General features: G+C 60.9%; 19 protein-coding genes. 8 read left to right on the top strand and 11 right to left on the bottom strand.

What is annotated here, in order from left to right; translation table 11 throughout:
• The first annotated feature begins 92 nt into the window (after nt 1-92).
• The 4 genes from AB4Z13_RS20470 (at nt 93) to AB4Z13_RS20455 (ending at nt 5,235) form a co-directional block, all read left to right on the top strand.
• Nucleotides 93-1,682 carry an ABC transporter substrate-binding protein gene (locus AB4Z13_RS20470; RefSeq protein WP_113325140.1) on the top strand — a complete coding sequence of 530 codons (1,590 nt, stop codon included), beginning with the start codon at nt 93-95 and terminating at the stop codon, nt 1,680-1,682.
• A 97-nt stretch (nt 1,683-1,779) separates the two neighbouring features.
• Nucleotides 1,780-2,787, top strand: coding sequence for an ABC transporter permease (locus AB4Z13_RS20465; protein ID WP_113325141.1), 1,008 nt, complete (start codon nt 1,780-1,782; stop codon nt 2,785-2,787).
• Nucleotides 2,784-3,611, top strand: a complete 828-nt coding sequence (locus tag AB4Z13_RS20460; protein ID WP_113325142.1) for an ABC transporter permease — start codon at nt 2,784-2,786, stop codon at nt 3,609-3,611. The genes AB4Z13_RS20465 and AB4Z13_RS20460 overlap by 4 nt, the downstream gene beginning before the upstream one ends.
• Nucleotides 3,604-5,235 (top strand): ABC transporter ATP-binding protein, encoded by a 1,632-nt coding sequence (locus AB4Z13_RS20455; RefSeq protein ID WP_442206639.1) that lies wholly within the window; start codon nt 3,604-3,606, stop codon nt 5,233-5,235. Before AB4Z13_RS20460 ends, AB4Z13_RS20455 begins: the two co-directional genes overlap by 8 nt.
• A 59-nt stretch (nt 5,236-5,294) precedes the next feature.
• On the opposite strand, the gene AB4Z13_RS20450 is transcribed toward AB4Z13_RS20455, so the two are convergent.
• Nucleotides 5,295-6,080: a helix-turn-helix domain-containing protein gene (locus tag AB4Z13_RS20450; protein ID WP_442206638.1), complete on the bottom strand. Its 786-nt coding sequence runs from the start codon at nt 6,078-6,080 to the stop codon at nt 5,295-5,297.
• A 121-nt stretch (nt 6,081-6,201) separates the two neighbouring features.
• Between AB4Z13_RS20450 and AB4Z13_RS20445 the strand changes: the two genes are divergently transcribed.
• Both AB4Z13_RS20445 and AB4Z13_RS20440 read left to right on the top strand, forming a co-directional pair.
• Nucleotides 6,202-7,782 carry an ABC transporter substrate-binding protein gene (locus tag AB4Z13_RS20445; RefSeq protein WP_442206637.1) on the top strand — a complete coding sequence of 527 codons (1,581 nt, stop codon included), beginning with the start codon at nt 6,202-6,204 and terminating at the stop codon, nt 7,780-7,782.
• Between the two features lie 21 nt (nt 7,783-7,803).
• Nucleotides 7,804-9,807, top strand: a complete 2,004-nt coding sequence (locus AB4Z13_RS20440) for a CocE/NonD family hydrolase (protein ID WP_442206636.1) — start codon at nt 7,804-7,806, stop codon at nt 9,805-9,807.
• A 3-nt stretch (nt 9,808-9,810) separates the two neighbouring features.
• On the opposite strand, the gene AB4Z13_RS20435 is transcribed toward AB4Z13_RS20440, so the two are convergent.
• Nucleotides 9,811-10,725, bottom strand: coding sequence for an alpha/beta hydrolase (locus tag AB4Z13_RS20435; protein ID WP_442206635.1), 915 nt, complete (start codon nt 10,723-10,725; stop codon nt 9,811-9,813).
• Nucleotides 10,726-11,141: 416 nt separating this feature from the next.
• Here AB4Z13_RS20435 and betC point away from each other — a divergent pair, with 416 nt between their 5' ends.
• Nucleotides 11,142-12,656 carry a choline-sulfatase gene (gene betC, locus AB4Z13_RS20430; protein WP_442206634.1) on the top strand — a complete coding sequence of 505 codons (1,515 nt, stop codon included), beginning with the start codon at nt 11,142-11,144 and terminating at the stop codon, nt 12,654-12,656.
• Nucleotides 12,657-12,799: 143 nt separating this feature from the next.
• Here betC and AB4Z13_RS20425 read toward each other — a convergent pair whose 3' ends face one another.
• The 3 genes from AB4Z13_RS20425 to AB4Z13_RS20415 are packed head-to-tail and all read right to left on the bottom strand — an operon-like array spanning nt 12,800 to nt 15,551.
• Nucleotides 12,800-14,050 carry a Zn-dependent hydrolase gene (locus AB4Z13_RS20425; RefSeq protein ID WP_442206633.1) on the bottom strand — a complete coding sequence of 417 codons (1,251 nt, stop codon included), beginning with the start codon at nt 14,048-14,050 and terminating at the stop codon, nt 12,800-12,802.
• 11 nt (nt 14,051-14,061) lie between these two features.
• Nucleotides 14,062-14,703, bottom strand: coding sequence for a TenA family protein (locus tag AB4Z13_RS20420; protein WP_442206632.1), 642 nt, complete (start codon nt 14,701-14,703; stop codon nt 14,062-14,064).
• Nucleotides 14,704-14,708: 5 nt separating this feature from the next.
• Nucleotides 14,709-15,551, bottom strand: coding sequence for a BtpA/SgcQ family protein (locus AB4Z13_RS20415; RefSeq protein ID WP_113325543.1), 843 nt, complete (start codon nt 15,549-15,551; stop codon nt 14,709-14,711).
• 26 nt (nt 15,552-15,577) lie between these two features.
• On the opposite strand from AB4Z13_RS20415, the gene AB4Z13_RS20410 reads away from it, so the two are divergent.
• On the top strand, nt 15,578-16,480 hold the full coding sequence (locus tag AB4Z13_RS20410; protein WP_113325544.1) for a PfkB family carbohydrate kinase: 903 nt from the start codon (nt 15,578-15,580) through the stop codon (nt 16,478-16,480).
• A gap of 3 nt (nt 16,481-16,483) precedes the next feature.
• On the opposite strand, the gene AB4Z13_RS20405 is transcribed toward AB4Z13_RS20410, so the two are convergent.
• From AB4Z13_RS20405 to AB4Z13_RS20380, 6 genes are read right to left on the bottom strand one after another with little or no spacing between them, the layout of a single operon-like run.
• Entirely contained in the window at nt 16,484-17,254 is a 771-nt protein-coding gene (locus tag AB4Z13_RS20405; protein WP_442206631.1) for a glutamine amidotransferase, read from the bottom strand.
• A gap of 27 nt (nt 17,255-17,281) precedes the next feature.
• The gene (locus AB4Z13_RS20400; protein ID WP_442206630.1) at nt 17,282-18,352 is read right to left on the bottom strand and encodes a phosphotriesterase family protein; all 1,071 of its coding nucleotides are present in this window, start codon (nt 18,350-18,352) and stop codon (nt 17,282-17,284) included.
• Entirely contained in the window at nt 18,352-19,356 is a 1,005-nt protein-coding gene (locus tag AB4Z13_RS20395; RefSeq protein ID WP_025668589.1) for an ABC transporter permease subunit, read from the bottom strand. The genes AB4Z13_RS20400 and AB4Z13_RS20395 overlap by 1 nt, the downstream gene beginning before the upstream one ends.
• On the bottom strand, nt 19,353-20,162 hold the full coding sequence (locus tag AB4Z13_RS20390; RefSeq protein ID WP_025668588.1) for an ATP-binding cassette domain-containing protein: 810 nt from the start codon (nt 20,160-20,162) through the stop codon (nt 19,353-19,355). Before AB4Z13_RS20390 ends, AB4Z13_RS20395 begins: the two co-directional genes overlap by 4 nt.
• On the bottom strand, nt 20,159-21,109 hold the full coding sequence (locus tag AB4Z13_RS20385) for a substrate-binding domain-containing protein (RefSeq protein WP_113325548.1): 951 nt from the start codon (nt 21,107-21,109) through the stop codon (nt 20,159-20,161). Before AB4Z13_RS20385 ends, AB4Z13_RS20390 begins: the two co-directional genes overlap by 4 nt.
• Complete coding sequence (locus tag AB4Z13_RS20380; protein ID WP_113325549.1) at nt 21,106-22,167, bottom strand: LacI family DNA-binding transcriptional regulator; 1,062 nt, start codon at nt 22,165-22,167, stop codon at nt 21,106-21,108. Before AB4Z13_RS20380 ends, AB4Z13_RS20385 begins: the two co-directional genes overlap by 4 nt.
• Nucleotides 22,168-22,262 lie beyond the last annotated feature (95 nt).

Here is a 22,262-nt window from a genome sequence, read left to right as displayed (position 1 = left end):
GCAAGCGTGCGGGCACCGCGAACGGAAGAGGAAACCGTTCGGGGATCATGCCCAAAAACCGAAGTCAACGCACCATAAGAAGGAGAAGGGGAATGAACGACTACACGAAATATCTCGCAAGCCGGGTGACCGCCGGTGGCCTCAGCCGCCGCGAATTCCTGGGACGCGCCATGGCAGCCGGCCTGACGCTTGCTGTTGCCGATAAGCTCTTTACCGAAAGTGCCGAGGCCGCCGAACCGAAGCGTGGCGGTCATCTGAAGCTCGGCCTCGAAGGTGGTGCCGCCACCGATTCGAAGGATCCGGCGAAGTTCCTGTCGCAGGTCATGTTCTGCATCGGCCGCTGCTGGGGCGACATGCTGGTCGAATCCGATCCGCTGACGGGGGCTGCCGTGCCGTCGCTTGCCGAATCCTGGGAGCCGTCGAAGGACGCGGCGACCTGGACCTTCAAGATCCGCAAGGGCGTCAAGTTCCACGATGGCAAGGAACTCACCATCGACGACGTCGTTGCGACGCTGAAGCGTCACACCGACGCGAAGTCGGAATCCGGCGCGCTCGGTGTTCTCGGTTCGATCAAGGAGATCAAGGCCGACGGCGGCAATCTCGTGCTGACGCTTTCCGAAGGCAATGCCGACATGCCGCTGCTGCTGTCGGACTACCATCTGGTCATCCAGCCGAACGGCGGCGTCGACGATCCGCTGGCCTCGATCGGCACCGGCCCCTACAAGATGACGAGCTTCGAGCCCGGCGTCCGCGCCACCTTCGAGAGGAACAAGGACGATTGGCGCACGGACCGGGGTTATGTCGATTCGATCGAAATCATCGGCATGAACGACGCCACCGCCCGCATCGCGGCACTGTCGTCCGGCCAGGTCCACTACATCAACCGCGTCGATCCGAAGACCGTCAATCTGCTGAAACGCGCTCCGAACGTCGAGATCCTCTCGACCGCCGGCCGCGGCCACTACGTCTTCATCATGCACTGCGACAAGGCGCCGTTCGACAACAACGACCTGCGCCTGGCGCTCAAATACGCCATGGACCGCGAGACCATGGTGGAGAAGATCCTCGGCGGTTACGGCAAGGTCGGCAACGACTTCCCGATCAACAGCACCTATGCGCTTTTCCCCGAGGGCATTGAGCAGCGCGTCTACGATCCCGACAAGGCGGCCTTCCACTACAAGAAATCAGGCCACAGCGGTTCGGTCCTTCTACGCACTTCCGAAGTCGCCTTCCCCGGCGGTGTCGACGCGGCCGTCCTCTATCAGGAAAGCTGCAAGAAGGCCGGCATCGAGATCGAGGTCAAGCGCGAGCCGGGCGACGGTTACTGGACCAACGTCTGGAACGTCCAGCCCTTCTCGACCTCCTATTGGGGCGGCCGTCCGACGCAGGACCAGATGTATTCCACCGCCTATCTCTCGACGGCGGACTGGAACGACACCAAGTTCAAGCGTCCTGACTTCGACAAGCTGTTGCTGCAGGCCCGCTCCGAACTTGATGAAGCCAAGCGCAAGGACATGTATCGCACCATGGCGATGATGGTACGCGACGAGGGCGGCGTGATCCTGCCGATGTTCAACGATTTCGTGAACGCCTCCACCAAGCAGGTGAAGGGTTATGTGCACGACATCGGCAACGACATGTCGAACGGCTACGTCGCAACGCGCGTCTGGCTGGACGCCTGATGGCAAGGGGGCACATGCCCCTCCGACCTTCAACGAAGCCGGGACCGTGGGATGAAAACCCGCGGTCCTCCCGACGTTTTAGCGCGAGGTCCTCGCCATGACCAATCCTGCCTCAAGCAATATCTTGCCCGGCCTCAGGTTCCGGCAGCGTTTTCCGCTGCTTGCCCTCATCCTCGAGCGCTTCGTGCTCAGCCTCGTGCTGCTTTTTGCCGTTTCCATCCTGATCTTCGGCGGCTTGGAAGCCCTGCCCGGCGATTTTGCTACCACCTATCTCGGCCAGTCGGCGACGCCGCAGGCCGTTGCCAATATTCGTCAAGATCTCGGATTGAACCGCCCGGTCACGACGCGTTACGTCGAATGGCTCGGCAACGCCATTCAGGGTGATTTCGGCACCTCCTGGGCCAGCAAGAATTCGGTGAGCGAACAGATCGGCAAACGCCTCGGCAATTCGCTTTTTCTGGCCGGTTTCGCAGCGGTGATATCCGTGCCGCTCGCCATCGGCCTCGGCATGCTGTCGGTGCACTTCCGCAACCGCCTGCCTGACAAGATCATCAACGTCATCTCGCTTGCGGCGATCTCGCTCCCGGAATTCTTCATCGGCTACCTGCTGATCCTGTTCTTCGCGGTGAAGTTCGGCATGGCCACATTTCCGGCGACCGTCTACGACAGCATGGGCTTCGTCGAGCGATTGAAGGCGATCGCGCTGCCGACGGCGACCCTCGTGCTCGTCGTGCTCGCGCACATGATGCGCATGACGCGGGCTGCGATCCTCTCCGTCATGTCCTCGGCCTATATGGAAACCGCTGAGCTGAAGGGCCTTAGCGCCTTCCGCGCGATCGTCAAACACGCCGCCCCCAATGCGCTCGCGCCGATCATCAACGTCGTCGCATTAAACCTCGCCTATCTCGTCGTCGGCGTCGTCGTTGTCGAAGTCGTCTTCGTCTATCCCGGCATGGGGCAATACATGGTCGATGCAGTCACCGTGCGCGACATGCCGGTGGTGCAGGCCTGTGGCCTTATCTTTGCCGCCGTCTACATCTTCCTCAACATGATGGCCGATATCCTCGCGATCATCGCCAATCCCAGGTTGAGGCATCCAAGATGAGATTGCGAGATATCCCCATCACCGCCTGGATCGGCATGTTTGGCATCGCCGTCGCCTTCATCTTCGCGATCTTCGCACCCTGGATCGCGCCCTATGGCGAGACGCAGGTCGTCGGCGACGTCTGGCAGTTGCCTGATGATCAATATATCTTCGGTCTCGATAATCTCGGCCGCGACATTCTCTCGCGCCTGATCTACGGCGCACGCACGACGCTGCTGGTCTCATCCGCCGCCACCGTCATCTCCTTCTCGCTCGGCGTCATCTTAAGCTTCACCGCCGCCGTCTCGCGCGGCCTCATCGACACCGTCCTCTCACGCTTCAACGATCTAATGATGTCGATCCCGACGCTGATCTTCGCGCTCGTGGTTCTTGCGGTGCTGCCGCAAAACCTCATCGTTCTGATCCTCGTCATGGCTATCCTCGATTCCACCCGCGTCTATCGTCTCGGCCGCGCCGTGGCGCTCGATGTCGCGGTGATGGAATTCGTCGAGGCAGCGAAACTTCGCGGCGAAGGCAAGCTCTGGATCATCTTCCGCGAGATCCTGCCGAACACGCTGTCGCCGCTGCTCGCCGAATTCGGGCTGCGTTTCGCCTTCTCGATCCTGTTCCTCTCGACACTTTCCTTCCTCGGCCTCGGCATTCAACCGCCCGCGGCCGATTGGGGCGGCATGGTCAAGGACAACAAGGACGGCATCATCTTCGGCATCTCCGCAGCGCTGGTGCCGGGCACGGCGATCGCCGTGCTTGCCGTCTGTGTCAACCTCGTCGTCGACTGGCTCTTAAAACGCACATCCAGCCTCAAGGGAGGGCGCGGCGATGCCTGAGCTTCTTTCCGTTCGCAATCTGAAGATCGAAGCCACCAGCTATCCGCCGGGCGAACCGCCCAGGCGGGTGACGATCGTCGATGGGGTTTCCTTCGACCTGCAGAAGGGCAAGGTTCTCGGCCTTATCGGGGAATCGGGCGCCGGCAAGTCGACGATCGGCCTTTCCGCACTCGCCTATGGCCGGGGTGGAGCCGAAATCACCGGCGGCGAGGTGCTGCTCGACGGTGCCAACATCCTGGCGCTCAGCAAGAACGGCATCCGTCAAATTCGCGGCGCGCGGGTCTGCTACGTCGCGCAGTCGGCTGCCGCTGCTTTCAATCCTGCGCATCGGCTCGGCGATCAGGTGGTCGAAGCTTCGATCAAACATGGATTGATGAGTAAGGACGAGGCGCGCAAGCGCGCGCTTTATCTGTTCGGCGTTCTCGGCCTGCCCAATCCCGAAAGCTTCGGCGAGCGCTTTCCCCACCAGGTCTCGGGCGGCCAGCTGCAGCGCGCCATGACGGCGATGGCGCTCTGCTCCAACCCCGAACTGATCGTCTTCGACGAACCGACCACGGCACTTGACGTCACCACCCAGATCGACGTCTTGGCAGCGATCAAGCACGCCATCGAGGAGACCCATACCGCGGCTCTCTACATCACCCACGACCTTGCGGTCGTCGCCCAGATCTCCGACGACATCATGGTGCTGCGCCATGGTCGGACGGTGGAATATGGCAGCGTCCGGCAGATCATCGAAGAGCCACGGGAGGATTATACCCGCGCCCTCGTCAATGTACGGCAGAGCTTGCGACAGGAAGCAACCGACCAGTCCGACACTTTATTGAAAGTCGAAAACGTCAGTGCGGAATATTCCAATGGCTTCAAGGTCCTGAACGATGTCAGCCTCCATCTACCGAAGGGACAGACACTAGCGATCGTCGGTGAATCGGGCTCGGGAAAATCGACGCTCGCCCGCGTCATCACCGGGCTCTTGGCGCCCAGCGCCGGGACGATCTCCTTTGCCGGCAAGCCGTTGACCGCCGAGGTCAGGCATCGTTCGCGCGACGATCTGCGCCGTATCCAGCTCATCTATCAGATGGCCGACACGGCGATGAACCCGCGCCAGACCGTGCGCGACGTCATCGGTCGACCGCTGACCTTCTACTACGGCCTCAGGGGAGCTGCGAAGACGGGCCGCGTGAAGGAACTGCTCGACCAGATCGAGATGGGCAACGGCTTCCTGAACCGCTACCCGGCAGAGCTCTCGGGCGGCCAGAAGCAGCGCGTCGCCATCGCCCGCGCGCTTGCGGCCAAGCCGGAACTCATCCTCTGCGACGAGCCGACCTCGGCACTCGACCCGCTGGTTGCCGAAGGCATTCTGAAACTGCTGCTGAAGCTGCAGGAAGAGGAACATCTCTCCTACGTCTTCATCACCCATGATATCGCTATCGTGCGCGCCATCGCCGACAGCGTCGCGGTGATGCATCGCGGCAAGCTCGTCCGCTTCGGTCCCAAATCCCAAGCGCTATCGCCGCCCTTCGACGATTACACCGACCTGCTGCTGAAATCCGTGCCCGAGATGGAGATCGGCTGGCTAGAGCGGGTACTGACGACGCGGAAGATGGCAAGCGCTGGAAATTGAAGGCTCGAAATCTTCCGGCACTCATCCGGATCTGATGGCTTCGTCGCGAATCGGTGTCTTCAATACTCTGCCGGCACCGCATACACTTCCGCGGACGGATCTGCGAGGAACGAGCGCACCGTCGGTGGCAGCTGGCGTGAAGACAGCGGCAGTGGGCCGCAGCGCGACAGAAGCTCGCGCAGGTCGGGCTCTGCGCCGACATGCCGCCAGATCATCCGCGACGCATAAGGGAGATTTTCCCTTCGCCAGGAAACTCCCATTGTCGTCCCGCGCAGATAGACGCGCTGGTACTCGTCGAATGGCAGGAGGATCGTCTGTGACAGTATCGGATTCGGGCCGACGACCCGCTCCGTAATGAAGATCCGGTTTCGATAGAAGGCCGCAAGGCCGACATATTTCGAAAACTGCTGGATGCCGTTTCCAGGATCCCGCAGACGCTCCATTGATTTGACATGCACAAGCCCACCCTTCTCGACAATGCGGCTGCACGAACAGACAACCATTCCCGGCCAGGACGGTGAGCGATGATATGTCTGGAAATAGCCGATATGGCGCCGGAGCGCGGTCAGATCTCCTGGGAACGCCTTTAACAGTTCGGAACTTTGATTGAGGTCTAGAGTCGGTTTGCGAAGCCGCTCGCGAAAGAGCCTTGGAGCGAGACCAAAGTCGGCTGCGTCGAGATCGAAATACTTGGCTATGCGCGCGAGATTATGGGCAGAGGGCCTCGTCTGGCCGTTGATATATCGATTGAACTGCTGCCGATTGATATCGATCGCGCGGCACAGATGCGAAATGGAACGCTGCGTGGCACAGGCAATCTTGAGGTTCTCGACCAGGTGAGGCATCGGCGGCTCTGTCTTAATGGTAGTAGCGTAAACTCGCTGAAAGATGCGTCAAGTCGCGAAATTGTGTGAAGCAGCCTGACCTCTACGTTCCCTTCTAATAAAGTTGAAAAAGGGAACTGCAATGACACGTGAAAAGGATCAATCTTCGCCGCTGAGTATCGGCCGCCGTCACTTCCTGGGCGGCGCCGTCGCGCTGGGCGCTTTGCCTTCCCTCGCCTCCGGCCTCCTGATGCCGCGCGAGGCCCGCGCGCAGGAAGCGAAGCGCGGTGGTCATCTGAAACTCGGCCTCAAGGGCGGCGCCACCAGTGATGCGCTCGACCCTGCGACCTATAGCGCCTCCGTGTTGTTCGTCATTGGCCGTCTCTGGGGCGACACACTTGTCGAATCCGACCCCAAGACCGGTGCGCCCTTGCCGTCGCTGGCGACTTCCTGGGCGCCATCGGTGGACGCGTCCGTCTGGACTTTCAAGATCAGGAACGACGTGCAGTTTCACGACGGCAGCAAGATGACCGTCGCGGACATCGTCGCGACACTGAAGCGACATGCGGACAAGAATTCGCAGTCGGGTGCTCTGGGGCTCATGGCCTCGATCATCGGTATCGAAGAAAAAGCGGGCGACCTTGTCCTGACGCTTTCGGAAGGCAATGCGGACCTGCCTTTGCTTTTGACCGACTACCATCTGATCATCCAGGCGAAGGGCGGTGTCGACAAGCCTGCGGCGGCCATCGGTACAGGTCCTTACATTCTGAAAAGCTTCGAACCGGGCGTGCGGGCAACCTTCGAGAAGAACCCGAAGGATTGGCGCTCCGACCGCGGCTTTGTCGACAGCGTCGAAATCCTCGTCATCAACGACAACACCGCCCGCGTTGCCGCACTTGCCTCCGGCCAGGTCCATTTCGTCAACAATGTCGACCCCAAGACCGTCCCGATGCTGCAGCGAGCACCGACCGTCGACATCCTCCGGAATGCAGGCAAGGGCTTCTATTGTTTCCTGATGCATTGCGACACGGCTCCCTTCGACAACGCCGATCTTCGGCTTGCGCTGAAATATGCCATCGATCGTCAGGCGATCCTCGACAAGGTTCTGGGCGGCTACGGAACGATCGGCAACGACTATCCGGTCAATTCCAACTACGCCCTCGCCCCGACCGATATCGAGCAGCGCCCTTATGATCCGGACAAGGCCGCCTTCCACTTCAAGAAATCGGGTCTCGACCGCTCCATTCAGCTGCTCACGTCAGACGCAGCCTTTCCGGGCGCCGTGGATGCGGCGATCCTGTTCCAGCAAAGCGCGGGCAAGGCCGGCATCACGATCGACGTCAAGCGCGAACCGGAAGACGGCTACTGGACCAATGTCTGGAACAAGCAGCCCTTCTGCGCCTCGTTCTGGGGCGGTCGTCCGACCCAGGATTCGCGCTATTCCACCTCCTACCTGTCGACCGCAGAATGGAACGACACGCGTTTCAAGCGCCCTGACTTCGACAAATTGGTTCTGCAAGCAAGGTCTGAACTCGATGAGGCCAAGCGCAAGGTGCTTTATCGGCAATTGGCGCTGATGGTGCGAGACGATGGCGGTCTGATCCTGCCCGTCTTCAACGACAACATCATGGCCTCTTCGAAGACGCTGAAGGGCTATGTCGACGACATCGGCAACGATATGTCCAACGGCTACATCGGCAGCCGTGTGTGGCTTAATGCCTAAAGCTCTTCTGGATATATGACCATGTCAGACCGCAGCTTCACGACTATCGAAAATCAGTGGATCACCTTGAAGGACGGCACGCGGCTCGCCGCACGCATCTGGATGCCCGACGGCGCGGAGAAGGATCCCGTGCCGGCGGTCTTCGAGTTCCTGCCTTATCGTAAGCGCGACGGGACAAGCCCGCGTGATGAATCCACCTACCCGGTCTTCGCTGCAGCCGGGATTGCCGGCGTGCGTGTCGACATCAGAGGCTCCGGCGAATCCAGTGGCATTATCGATGGCGAATATACCGAGCTTGAGCTTGCCAATGCCTGTGAGCTGATCGCCTGGATCGCAGCGCAACCCTGGTCGAACGGCTCGGTCGGCATGATGGGTATTTCCTGGGGCGGCTTCAACTGCCTGCAGGTCGCAGCCTTGAAGCCCCCGGCGCTAAAGGCGGTGATTTCGATCGCTTCCACGGTCGACCGCTATAATGACGACATCCACTACAAGAACGGTTGCCACCTCTCCGCCCAGCTTTCCTGGGCGGCGACCATGCTTGCCTACCAATCGCGCTCCCCCGATCCGGCCATCGTCGGCGACGATTGGCGCGATATGTGGCGGCAGCGCCTGGAGCAGGAACCCTTCTTCATGGAAGAATGGCTGGAGCATCAGCGGCGTGACGATTTCTGGCGGCATGGGTCGATCTGCGAAGATTTCGCGGGCTTCGATATTCCCGCCATCGTCATCGCCGGCTGGGCGGATGGCTATCGCAACACGCCGTTGCTGGCCGTCGAGGGTCTCGGCGAGAAGGCGAAGGCGTTGATCGGTCCATGGATCCACAAGTATCCGCATTTCGCCTGGCCGAAGCCGCGGGTCGATTTTCATGGCGAAGCTATCGCCTGGTGGAACCGCTGGCTGCGCGGCGAGCGCAACGGCGCGGAGACCATGCCATCCTTACGCGCCTATATTCTCGATGCCATAAAGCCCGCCACGCGCCGCGATTTCGACCCCGGTTTCTGGATCGCCAAGCGTAGTTGGCAGCAGCCGGACATGCAGTGCTTCTATGTCGAGCAGTTCGGCGCCTTGATGGAAGGCATGCCGATCCCACATGCGCCGGAACATCCCGTTTATCTGCGCTCGCCGCTCGATACGGGCACGGCCTCGGGCGAATGGTTCACCCTGAAGCCGGATGCGGAACTGGCGATCGATCAGCGCCTCGATGACGCCGGATCGCTGACCTTCCAAACCGCGCCGCTGGTCGAGGACCATGATTATCTCGGACGCCCAGCGGTCAGATTGACGCTCAGATGCGACGCCGAAACCGCCAATCTCTGCGCAAGGCTCATCGATATCCATCCAGACGGCACGGCAACGCGCGTCTCCTTCGGCGTGCTCAATCTCGCTCATCGCAATGGCAATGCTGCACCGGAGCCGCTGAGCAAGGGGGAACTGACAACCATTACCATCACGCTCGATGCCTGCGGCTATCGTTTCCGCAAGGGGCATCGTATCCGCCTGTCGCTATCAACGGCCTATTGGCCGATGGTACTGCCACCGCCGGAAGATCCGGGGCTGACAATCGACATCGCCTCCATCGGTCTAGCTTTGCCCAAGCTCGGCGCGCATGAGATCATCGACACCAAGCAGCCCGACAATCCCGATCCCCTGCCGAAATATATCGAACACGCACCCGCCTCCACAAAACGGCAGGTGGTGCGCGATCTCTCGGCGGGGGTCACGCGCTATGAAATCCATGAGGATACCGGCCTTTTCGAGCATCCCGGCACCGGTCTTTCCACCCGGCAGCTGCGTGAGGAAACCTGGTCAATCGCGCCGCACGATCCGCTATCGATGACGGGCACCTCGACCTGGACTTGCGACATGCAGCGGCCTGGTTGGTCCGTGACGACGGTTACGACCGCATCGATCGGCTGCACGGCAACGCATTGGATCATCGCCGCCTCGGTCGTCGCCTATGAAGGCGGGGTAAAAGTCTTTGAAAAGGATTTTGGCGAGACGGCAATCGCCCGCGATCTGATGTAGCCGTCAGCGCGACGCGAAGAGCCGCACCGCCTCGCATACCGCCTTGAAGCCTGCCCGGGCACCCTCGCTCATATGGCGGGCGCGCAGCCAAGCATGCACCATCTGCGGTTCCTCCCGGAACCAGACTTCCACGCCAGCCTCCGCAAGCCGGGCAGCGTAGGCTCGTCCATCGTCTCGCAACGGATCGAACCGCGCGACGGTGATGAAGGCAGGAGCAAGACCTTCGACCGATGTGGCGTGAAGCGGTGCGGCGACGGGATGGTGCAACGGTGTCTGCAGAACCCTGCGATAATAGGCGACATCAGCCGTGGTCAGACCCGGTGCATTTGCCATTTCAACATAGGAACCTTTCTGCAAGTCGCCACCCAGCGCCGGATAGACGAGAACCTGACCGGCGATACCAGGCAGGGGCTCTTCCAGCGCCCTGATGGCGAGCCCTGCCGCCAGGTTGGCACCGGCGCTATCGCCGATGATGACGACCTTGCTACCGGCGGACGACAGCAGATGCTTCAAGACGAGGAAGCAATCCTTGCTCTGCGCCGGCCAGCGGTACTCGGGCGCCAGCCGGTAGTCGACGGAAACGAGTTCGGCGCCAGCAAAATCGGCGATTTCAGCGCAGATCGAGTGATGGCTTTCGAGCGAGCCGACAACAAAGCCTCCGCCGTGAAGATAGAGGAGAACGGTTGATGTGGTTATTGTCCGTGGCCGATACCGGCGGATCGGTATCCGCAGCACCATGCCATCGGCATAGACCAGCGCCTGCGGCAACGGGCGGTCAAACCGTGCGCAAAGCGCATCGTACCATTGCCGTTGTTGTTCGATCGATGCTTCGACCGCGTCCGGCGGATAGAAGCCTTCGCAAATCTCAAGAAATTCCAGAATGCCCTCTTCGGTGGGCATCGGTCGGTCGATCGACATGAAGATCCTTCCGCGTGCTCGCAAGATGCTGTCAGGCGGCAACCAGCTAGCCGATACTGCATCATGCACGCGCTCCGCCACGACGCCTGCCTTGCTGCGACCCCCGGTGTCGCCGGCAAGTCCGCCCTTGGAAAACAGGCACGCATGAGCGCCCGGAACAACGGATGTCGGCAAGGCGATAGTGTGCAATCATCAAGTTGGCTATCGTGAAGTGACAACTGCGACCCACGCCGCCGAGAGGATCACTCATGCGACGACCAGTGCCGCTTCTGAAGAGGACAATGGACCTGATCGGCGCTCACGAGCCAGACCAGTACCCGCCGGCAACAGCCGGTTCCGTCAGGCGAACTGGTGGCGGATGCATCCGTAGACCCCTTCCCCCGAAAAGCCCCTGAACGTGAGCAGCATCGAATATCATGGCCCGTCCCAATATTCTCATCATCATGGTCGACCAACTGAACGGCACGCTGTTTCCGGACGGGCCAGCCGATTTCCTGCATGCACCGCATCTCAAGGCACTCGCTGCCCGTTCGGTCCGTTTTGCCAATAGTTATACGGCGAGCCCCCTCTGCGCGCCGGCGCGCGCCTCCTTCATGTCGGGCCAGTTGCCGAGCCGAACGCGCGTCTACGACAATGCGGCCGAATTTGCCTCCGAAATTCCGACCTATGCGCACCATCTCCGGTCAGCCGGCTATCACACCAGCCTGTCGGGTAAGATGCATTTCGTTGGCCCCGACCAGCTGCACGGCTTCGAGGAGCGTCTGACGACGGATATCTATCCGGCAGATTTCGGCTGGACGCCCGATTACCGCAAGCCTGGAGAGCGGATCGACTGGTGGTATCACAATCTCGGCTCGGTCACCGGCGCGGGGGTCGCCGAGATCACCAATCAGCTCGAATATGACGACGAGGTCGCCTACAACGCCACCCGCAAGCTCTACGACCTGTCACGCCGGCAAGACGAGCGTCCCTGGTGCCTGACCGTCAGTTTCACCCATCCTCACGATCCCTATGTCGCCAGGCGCAAATTCTGGGATCTCTACGAGGACTGCCCGGCCCTTGACCCGACTGTTCCGGCACTGCCTTTCGACGAGACGGATCCGCATTCGCAACGCCTGCTCGAGGCCTGCGACCATACGGCCTTCGATATTACCACCGAGGAGATTCGCCGGGCCAGGCGCGGCTATTTCGCCAACATCTCCTATATCGACGAGAAAGTCGGAGAAATCCTCGAGGTGCTGGAGCGGGGGCGGATGCGCGACAATACCGTCATCCTGTTCGTCTCGGACCATGGGGACATGCTCGGCGAGCGCGGCCTATGGTTCAAGATGTGCTTCTTCGACGGGTCTGCGCGCGTCCCGCTGATGATATCGGCACCCGACTGGCAGCCCGCCTTGATCGATCAGCCGGTCTCCACTCTTGACGTTACACCGACGCTCGCATGCCTTGCCGGCCTGGATATTTCGGCGATTGCCAAATGGACGGATGGCGAAGATTTGGCACAGCTGTTGAATGGCGCGAAAGCCCGCGGTCCGGTTTTGATGGAATATGCGGCCGAAGGATCGATAGCACCGCTGGTGGGCATTCGCGCCGGGCGCTTCAAACTGACGGTCTGCGAGAAGGATCCCCCCCTGCTGTTCGACCTTCAGGCCGATCCCCACGAGCTCGTCAATCTGGCCGGAGATCCGGCCTATGCGAACACGCTGGGCACGCTTCTCGATCAGGCGAAGCTACGTTGGGACCTTGCAGCTTTCGATGAAGCGGTTCGAGAAAGCCAGGCACGGCGCTGGGTCGTCTATCCGGCCTTGCGCGAGGGAGCCTACTATCCCTGGGATTATCAACCCCTGCAGAAAGCCGCCGAGCGATATATGCGCAATCATATGGATCTGAACGTACTGGAGGAAAACCAGCGGTTTCCTCGGGGCGAATGACGCTCAGGCACACCATTGGGCGCCACACGTGTCCACGGGCCCGACCACCCGCACACCGAACCTTCCTCAAGTGCAATCATCTGCGCGACAGGCCATCTTTCAATGCGGCGTTTGTCGCCATCAATCCCGATCCAAAGCCTTGCTCAAACCTCGGCTTCCAGGATTTCGATCGTCGATAGCAGCAGCATGCGCGCGCCCGAGACTACATGATGCGGCGCCGCATATTCGGCTTCATTATGACTGAGGCCGTCGCGGCAAGGCACGAAGATCATTGCCGCGGGCGCGACCCGGTTGACGAACAGTGCATCATGGAAGGCACCTGACAACATTCTCCTGGTTGCCAGTCCGCCTTTCACCGCGGCCCTGTCCAATGCATCCAGCACCTTTTGAGGAAAGTTGGCCGGCGGCATATTGAAGGTCTGCCTGAGCGCAACCTGGCAACGTTCTGCTTGGGCCTGTTCGCCAAAGACTTGCTCGATGGTCGCGCTCAGCCGCTCGATCTCCGATGGATCCGGGTGACGGATGTCGATGGTGCATCGCGCTATCTGCGGGATGGCGTTGATGGCACCGGGTTCTACGGCGATACGTCCGACGGTAAATCGGGCACGATCGTCCCGAGGCATGATACTGGCGTAAAGTCCGTCGAGAGCCGCGATCATCGCGCGAAGCGGATCTCGACGATAGTTGAGCGCGGTCGTCCCAGCATGGGCGGTCTGGCCCGAGACTGTCACTTCCAGCCACCGCGTCCCCTGAATGCCGGTGACGATACCGATAGGGATATCCTCTTTCTCCAGAGAAGGTCCCTGCTCGATATGCACTTCGAGATATGCGTAAGCAGGAAAGCCGAGATCGCGCATCGCGGCCTGCGGAAGACTGGCAACGGTTGCTCTCAACTCGTCGTCAAACCTTGCGCCATCGGTTGCGATGAGGTCGGACCATGCAAGCGGAATTTCGCCTGCCGAGAAGGCTGATGACCCCATGCAGCCGGGTGCGAAGCGGCATCCCTCCTCGTTGGTCCAGGCAACCACCTCGATCGGCCTTCCGGTTTCAACGCCCGCATCGTCAAGGCTTTCCAGGACCTCGAAGGCCGTCAGTGTTCCGAGCGCACCATCAAAGCGGCCGCCGGAGGGCTGACTGTCGAGGTGGCTGCCGATAAGGAGCGGCGGTGCCGCCTCGTCCCTGCCCGGGCGGCGGATGAAGAGATTGGCGGCGGGATCCTGGAACACGCCGAAACCGCGCGCCTCTGCCAACTCTGCCAGCAGCAACCGGGCCTTTCGATCCAGCTCCGTCAAAGCCTGGCGATTGACGCCGCCGCCCGCGGTCGCGCCGATCTCGGCAAACCGATCCAGGCGTTCCAGCAGACGTTTTCCATTGATAACGGGATTGCCAGTCATGGCGCGGGCCCTCAGGAATAGGCTGCGTCGTGGAAGTCGATCTCAAGGCGTTGGGCACGGCCGAAAATGGCGCTCAATCGCTTGCGTTCGGCAATATCCATTGTCTCGCCAGCCTCGTCCAGCACCGCCTTCAGCCAACGCGCCTGCGCTTCGAATTCCGGTTCGGCATGAAGCCTGACCCATTCCTTGAGAAGTGGATCGCTGATGGCCATCCGGTCGGCCTCGGTCGACCAGGTCCAGTACATCCATTCGGCGGCAAACATGGCGGCGATCGTATCGAGGAAACCGCCGTCACGGGCAATCGCCAGCATTCCCTCTCGGAACGCAGCGACATCGGCTCGGCCGGTGTCATGGCGGGCGGGGTCGATGGCGCGAGTTGCAAAGGTCTTCTCGAAATAGGCAATCTGCTGGTTTGCAAGCGCGTCCAGCACACCGATCAGCCAGCGCTTCTCCTCGATGGTGCCGGCCTTTGCGGTCGCATAGGAGAAGATCGCAATCGCCGTATCGACGAAGGCACCCTCGAAGACCAGATATCGTTCGAAGGCCTCATTCGGGAGACGGTCAGCCTTGATGTCTTCGACGAAGCGGTGGTGGACCATGGCTTCAAAGACGTCGCGGTTCTCGTCGAGCATCTGTTCGGAGAGAGATACCATGATCGTCACGACTCCAGACGGGGTTTTGCGGCTTCGACGAAGGCTGCGACACGGGCCGGCTCCACAGGATTCCACCAGACGCCACCCTCCTTCAGCGAAGAGGCGACGATGACGCCGTTGGTGCGCTTGAGGATCTCGACGATATTATCCTTGGTCACGCCCGAGCCGACGAGCAACGGTAGATGGGTTGCAGCACCGATTTCCTCGATCTCCTCCATCGTTGCACTGTTGCCCGTTCGCTGGCCGGTAGCGATCACCACATCCGCATCGAAGAAGGCCAAATCGCGGGTCAGTTCATCGATCGTCCGGTCGGCAGTGATGGCGTGTGCCCCATGCTTGACGTGGCTGTCGGCAAACACCTTGATATGTTCGGCACGCAGCAGCGAGCGATAGCGCATGGCCTCGGCTGCACGGCCCTCCATGAAGCCTTCATTGGCGACATAGGCGTTCGCCCACTGGTTGACGCGGATGAAGCGTGCGCCGCCGGCGGCCGCAATCGCGAAAGCGGGGATCGGCGCATTGGCAAGCACATTGATGCCGAGCGGCACGCCGACAGCACGAGCGATGCGGTCGGTTACAACAGACATGAAGGCCGCAGTTTCGTGGCCGATATCCTCGGGCTTGGAGAAGGGGATGTCGCCGTGATTTTCGACGATCAATCCATGAATGCCGCCTTTGACAAGCGCCTCGGCATCGCGCATGCAGGTGTCGTAGATGGAATCCATTGCCGCGTTGCGGTAGCGTGGAGCACCCGGGAAGGGCGGGCAATGGATCATGCCGATCAGCGCCTTGTCAGTGCCGAATATTTCCCGTATGGCGCTTGTGGCCTTATCCGATATCTGCTGCATTTTTCTTTCCCTTCTGAAAGCCCGCCATGCGTGCCTATGTCATCGGTAACGTCGCCATCGACGAAACCATTTCTGTAATGTCCATGCCCGAAGCGGGTGCCTCGATCCTCGGTCGGGAAGAAACCCGCGACCTCGGGGGCAAGGGCGCCAACCAGGCCGTCGTAATGGGCCGCACCGGCCTTCCCACGACGCTTGTCACAGCCGTCGGCGAGGATTTTCGCGCCCAGACGATCCGCGACCAGCTTGCTGGTGAAGCGCTGGACGCCCGATTGTTGGGCAGCCCTCACCGCTCCAGCGACTTCTCCATCATCTTCACGACGCCCGATGGCGAAAACGCCATCGTCACGACGACGGACTCGGCAGAGGCACTGACCCTGTCCGAGGCGCTTGCGCCGCTCGACGATGCGGTCGGCGGCGACCTCGTCGTCCTGCAGGGCAACCTCAGCGAAGACGTGACCCGCGGCATTCTTGCCGAGGCCAGACGCCGCGGCCTGACGACCGCCTTCAATCCATCGCCGCTCAGGCCCTATTTCGCCGAGCTCTGGCCGCTCATCGACATCGCCTTTCTCAACCGGGGCGAGGCCGAAAGCCTGACCGGATCATCCGGCGAGGCCGCAATCCACCGCCTCGCCGAAGCCGGGGTGGCACAGACCGTGCTGACCCTCGGCGGCGATGGGGCAATCCTTGCCAGCGGAAATCAGGTGCTGGCAACCATTCCTGCCCGTGCCACAGAGGTCGTCGACACGACCGGCGCCGGCGACACATTCATGGCCGTCGCCCTCGCCTCTGCCGCACTCAGATCGACCACGCTCGACACCAAAGCCATTCATCATGCGACTGCGGCGGCGGCCATTACCGTCAGTCGCCGGGGGACGCGTTCGGCCTTCCCGACCAAGGCGGAACTCGCCGGCATCCTCGCCGGCGAATGACGCCTACTTCGCCTCTGTCAGCCAGCCGAGGATATTCTTCCAGAGACGCCCATAGCCTTCCCACTCGCAGAAGGCAGGCGAAAGCCAGTGCGGCCCAATATCCGAAGTCCAGGCGGCGGTTCTGCCTTTACCGAAGCGTCCGGTCACCAGGAGCGGATGGCCGCCTTCCGTATCCGGCAGGCGAGCAATGACTTCGACATCGTCGCGCTCGCGCACTTCTACCTCGTTGACGCCCAGAAGCAGAGGCCATTCACCTGACAGGCCGGCAACCGTGGCGTGATCGGACGTGACGAGGACAGGCGTCGTTCCCTCCGGAATTTCCACTCGGTCGTCATAGGGCAGACACGTGACCGGCAGGACATCCTCGACCGGCGTACGGCGCCAGCGCGCCTTGCCGTCGATGCCCTGGAACGAGAAATAGCCGCCGACCATCAGCAGACCGCCGCCCTTTTCAACCCAAGCCTTGAGCAGCTTCAATCGGTTCGGAACCGTCTTCGAATGCAGCCAGACCGCCGGGGGAAGCAACAGGGAATTAGCGCCTATATCGGAAAGAATGATCGCATCGAAGGCGTCGATCCCCGCCATATCGAAGGGGAATTTTTCGACCGCTTCATGGGCCGGCATGTAGGTGAGCTCGAATGCACTATCCTTGAGTGCCGCAACGAGCGGTTCGGCGCCGAGATGAAACGTGACGCTTCCGAACTGGTCGAAACCCTTGTAGTGCGTGGCGGAACTAACCCAGCTTTCGCCGACGAGAAGAACCTTCTTTGTCATGATGTTTCCATTTCTTTTATGTCACGGTCAGGCGCTGGCCTGAAAGACGGATTTCGGATTGGCGCGCATGAAGATATCGAGCGTCGCGTCATCGAGACCGTGACGCTTCAGGCGCGGCAGGAAGTGGCGCAGGATATAGGCATAGCCGTTGCCTCCGTAATGCTTGAGCATCATCTTCAGGAAGACGTCGTGGGAGAGCAGGAGGCGATCGGCATGCCCCATCTCGACGAGTTTGACGAGCGCGCGAGCCGCCTCCTCGTCGCTCGGGCATTGCACCTGCTGATCGGCGTAGAAGAAATCCATGCCGATCATGTCATATTCGAGAAACGCGCCGCGGACGGCAAGTTCGGACTGATAGGTGAGATCGTCATGTGACGGGTTCATGTGGCAGAGCACGGTATGCCTGAGATCACCGCCTTCGGAGGCGACGATATCGAGAACCTTGTGGCCCAGGCGGTACCAGCCGGGGAGATGGACCATCAAAGGCAGACCGGTGCGCACCTGCGCCTGGACAGCACCGCGCAGCGACTTTTCCTCCTCGGCGGTGAAATCGGACGACACGCCGATCTCGCCGATCAGGCCGATCTTCACGTCGGTACCATCGGCGCCGACGGTGGCTTCGGAGACGATCTCGTCCGCGATCTGGGAAGCAGACATGCCGGCAACCTTGGCCGGATGCGAGGAACCAAGATAGAAGCCGGCACCCATGACGATGTTCAGTCCCGTCGCCCTGGAAATCCGACGCAAGGCAAGAGGATCCCGGCCGATGCCCTGGCACGTGGGTTCGACGACCGTTCGACCGCCAAGACCGGCGAAGTCCTGGAGTTCCGTCACGGCAAGCTGCTCATCGTTGAGGGTGATGTTGTGCTTGTTGACGAAAGGATCCTGCCTGAGTTCGCCGAGGATCTCCATGCAGACGAAACCTTCGGCAAGATATTGCCGCTCAGGTGTCTTCGGCGCGTGCCACCAGCAGCGGCAATCGTTGAGGATATGCTCGTGCATCAGCGTGACGCCGATCTCCGATACGGGAATCGGCCCCGAGACCGTCATCACCTTCCCGGATCGCACGTGACCCGGTGAAAGCTCATCCGTTGCCATCAGCTTTTCCTCCTGCCGGCCAGGCGGAAGTTTGCGGTGAAGATGCGAGTGTTCAGCCAGATGGCAACCAGAATGATGGCGCCGGTGACGATCTGGGTGAAGAAGGGCGAGATATGCATGAGGATCAGGCCGTTGCCGATGACGGCGATGGTCATCGTGCCGAGCACCGTGCCGATCATCGTGCCGCGCCCGCCCATCAGGGAGGTGCCGCCGAGCACGACCGCGGCGATGACCTGCAGTTCGAAGCCGACAGCGGCGTTCGACGAGCCGGAGCCGAGACGGGCCGCGATCAAGAGACCGGCGAGCGCCGAGGCAACGCCCGATACGAGGTAAACCGAGGCAACGATCCATTTGGCCGGCATGCCGACGCGGCGCGCTGCCTCCATGTTCGATCCCACCGCGATGATCTGCCGGCCATATTTGGTGACCGCCATGATGACGTAGCCGACGATTGCAACCAGGATCGCAATCAGTGCCGGAACGGGAAAGCCCGCCAGCTCGCCGCGCCCCAGGTAGAAGAAGCCGGGCTCGTTATTGATCGGAATGGAATAGCCCTGCGTCAGGTAGAGGGCCACGCCACGCAGGATGGAAAGCCCGGCAAGGGTGACGATGAAGGCTGGAATGTTCTGGTAGGCGATGAACCAGCCCTGCAGCAGACCAACGATGCCGCCGAAAGCGAGCATGCCGATCGAGACGACCGGCCAGGGTATGCCTGTCGCAAGAGTAATGGCAGCGACGGCGTTGATCAGGGCCAGCATCGAACCGACGGACAGATCGATCCCGCCGGTCACGATGACAAGGGTCATGGCGATGGCGACGACGAGGATGGGCGCCGCCTGGCGCACGATGTTCAGGATGTTGCCCGTCGTCATGAAGGTGGTGGTCGTCAGTGAAAAGAAGACGAGGCATGCCAGAAAGAAGAAAGCGATCGACAGGACCTGGGCGTTCTCCCCCAGAAAGTCGGCCATCGGTGAGCCCTTGGCGCGTTCGGTGTAGACGGTCAATGTCTTTCTCCCCCGACGATGAGCTTGACGAGATCCTCGAGATTGGTCTTGCCGATATCCCGCTCGGCAACCTTGGTGCCTTCGTACATGACGGCAATCCTGTCGCAAACACGGAACAGATCCTGCAGGCGATGGGTAATGAGGACGACGGATACACCCTTCGCCTTGACCCGGTTGATCAGCGAGAGCACGGCTTCGACTTCGGCAACAGCAAGGGCCGATGTCGGTTCATCCATGATCAGAACCTTGGGCTGGAAGGAAGCGGCACGGGCGATTGCGATCGCCTGGCGCTGGCCACCAGACAGCTTCTCGACCTTGGCGGAGAGACGCGGAATGCGGATTTCCAGCGCATCCAGCATCTTGCGCGCCTCGCTCATCATCTTCTGACGATCGAGGAACGGACCCCTGGTGAGTTCGCGCCCAAGAAAGAGATTGCCAACGACATCGATATGGTCGCAGAGGCTCAAATCCTGGAAGACCATTTCGATATGGCGGCCGCGGGCGTCCGCAGGTCCGGAGAGATGAACCTCCTCACCGTTCAGCGAAATCGTCCCCTCATCCGGCAGATAGGTTCCGGAGATGATCTTGGTAAGTGTTGACTTGCCGGCTGCGTTGTCACCGACAAGGCCAAGGCACTCACCGGGAAAGAGGTCAAGATCGACGCCACGCAGCGCCTGATGCGAGCCGAAAGTCTTGCGGATCCCGCGCAGTGAAACAGCAGGTGTCCGGGCGGACGAGCCAGAGGAATGCGGGGAGGCTTGCGCCTCCCCGGCCCCGGCATAAACAGGCCGGTTGTCCGTCATCATTTGAAGACGGCCCGGTACGGCTCGACATTTTCCTTCGTCACGATCGTGATCGGAACGGAGATGCTCTTTTCGACGCTCTGACCTGCGGTCAGCTTGGCAAGAGCCTCGACCGCGGCTTTGCCTTCACCGGCAGGATCCTGCTGGACGACGGCAACCACGTAGCCGTCGTCGAGACCCGAAATCGCCTGCGCGGTCAGATCCCATCCAAAGACCTTGATGCTGTCCTGCTTGCCCTGGCTCTGGACAGCGGCGATCGCGCCGAGGAGAGCCGGTTCACCGGTTGCATAGATCGCCGTCATGTCGGGATTGCCGGTAATCAGGTTTTCGGCAGCGGCAAGTGCGTTGTCCTGAATATTCTGGCCGTCGACGACGCCAGCCGCCTCAATGCCGTCGCTCTTGACAGCATCCTCAAAGCCCTTCTGGCGAACGTTCTGAATATAGGAGTTCAGGGCGCCGACCACGCCGAACTTGGCTTTGCCGCCCATGTTCTTCTTCACGTAGTCGAGGAAATACGCGCCCATGTCGGCGCCGGCTTTGCCGTTGTCGACACCGATCTGCGATTTCTGCGGGCCGTCGGGCAGGATCGCGTCAATGGCGACAACCGGAATGCCGGCATCCGAGGCCTGCTTGACGGCGGGCATGATGCCGTTGACGTCGATTGCGACGACGATCAGGCCATCGACCTTCTGCTGAATGTAGTTTTCGATGGCGCTGTTTTGCGCGGCCGCTTCATTGTTGGCGTTGAAGATGACGAGCTTGTCGCCAGCAGCATCCGCCGCCTTCTGTGCGCCTTCATTGATCTGGTTGAAGAAAAGGGCCTGCTGGTTGATCTGCACCAGCGCATAGGTCTTGCCTGCAGCCTGAGCAAGTGAGGCTCCAAGCGTTGCACTGGCCAGCGCGGTGAAGGCAAGAGCGGCGGTAAACGCCCGACGTCTGATCTGTTTCATGTTCTCATCCTCTGGTTTTGTTCTCGTTGCTTATTATGGGTCGACGGCGGCGCAACGGAGTTCCGCACGACGATTTCGACTGGCACGAGTTCCTCGGTGGCGAGCGATTTGCTCTCCTGCCAGTTTGTTTCGAGAAGAAGAGATAGCGCACGCCGGCCGATGGCGCGCACCGGCTGTCGGATAGCGGTCACTGGCGGCGCAAAGAGGTGCAGCGGACTGACATCGTCGAAGCCGATGATCGACAGGTCGTCGGGGATCGATATTCCTTTCTCCCTCAGGACTTCGATCATGCCGATCGCGATTTCGTCGGAACTCGCAAAGATTGCGGTCGCCGGCATGCCTTCTTCCAGGAAGCGGCGCGCCATGTCCCGCCCGCAGGCGATCGTATATTCGCCGCTGTAGCGCCTAATCGAGGTATCGTCGCCGAAACGCTCCTGCAGGCCCTTGCGCAATCCGTTGAAGCGCCGCTGCGTGCTGATCATCGCATCGGGGCCGCCGACATAGAGCACGTCGCGATGACCGAACTCCGCCAGATGGCGTCCTGCGAGATGGCCGCCCTGGAAGTTGTCACAGAAAAGCTTCGGGACACTGGCAAGCGGAACGTCTTCGTCGACGACGATGACCTTGCCTGTTCGATTGATGAGAGCTGCGAGATCCCCGTTGTCGGGATGGTTGGTGACGAAAACCAAGCCGTCGACGTGATTGTGCTCGAGCAGCCGGAGATAGGCGACTTCGCGGCCGGTCCGGTTGAGAGTGGCATAGAGCGAAACGGCAAGCCCCCGGTCGTTCGCCTCCTCTTCGACCGCCGCCACCATGGTCGCGAAGAATGGGTTGGCGATATCGGGCACAACCAGCCCGATCGTGTCGGAACGACCGCGGCTCAGCCGCCGCGCATGGGGGTTCGGCTGGTATTTGAGGGAAGTGATAGCATTTTCGATACGCTGCTTGGTAAGCGCAGGCAAATCCAGCGAACCGTTCAGCATCCGCGAGACGGTCGTCACCGACACGCCGGCAGCTTTCGCGACATCCTTCAATCCTGGGGTACGTCCATGCGCCATCAGCTTTGTAAACCGCTTTAGTAAAACGCTTTACTTACACTCCATGACAAGGGATTGCCTGTCAAGAGGCGTTGTCAGCTGCGGACGATAGGATT

Source organism: Rhizobium sp. YAF28 (assembly GCF_052113285.1).
Taxonomy (GTDB): Bacteria; Pseudomonadota; Alphaproteobacteria; order Rhizobiales; family Rhizobiaceae; genus Rhizobium.
Note: the sequence above shows the minus strand (reverse complement) of the source record. Positions and strands in the feature narration are given on the sequence as shown.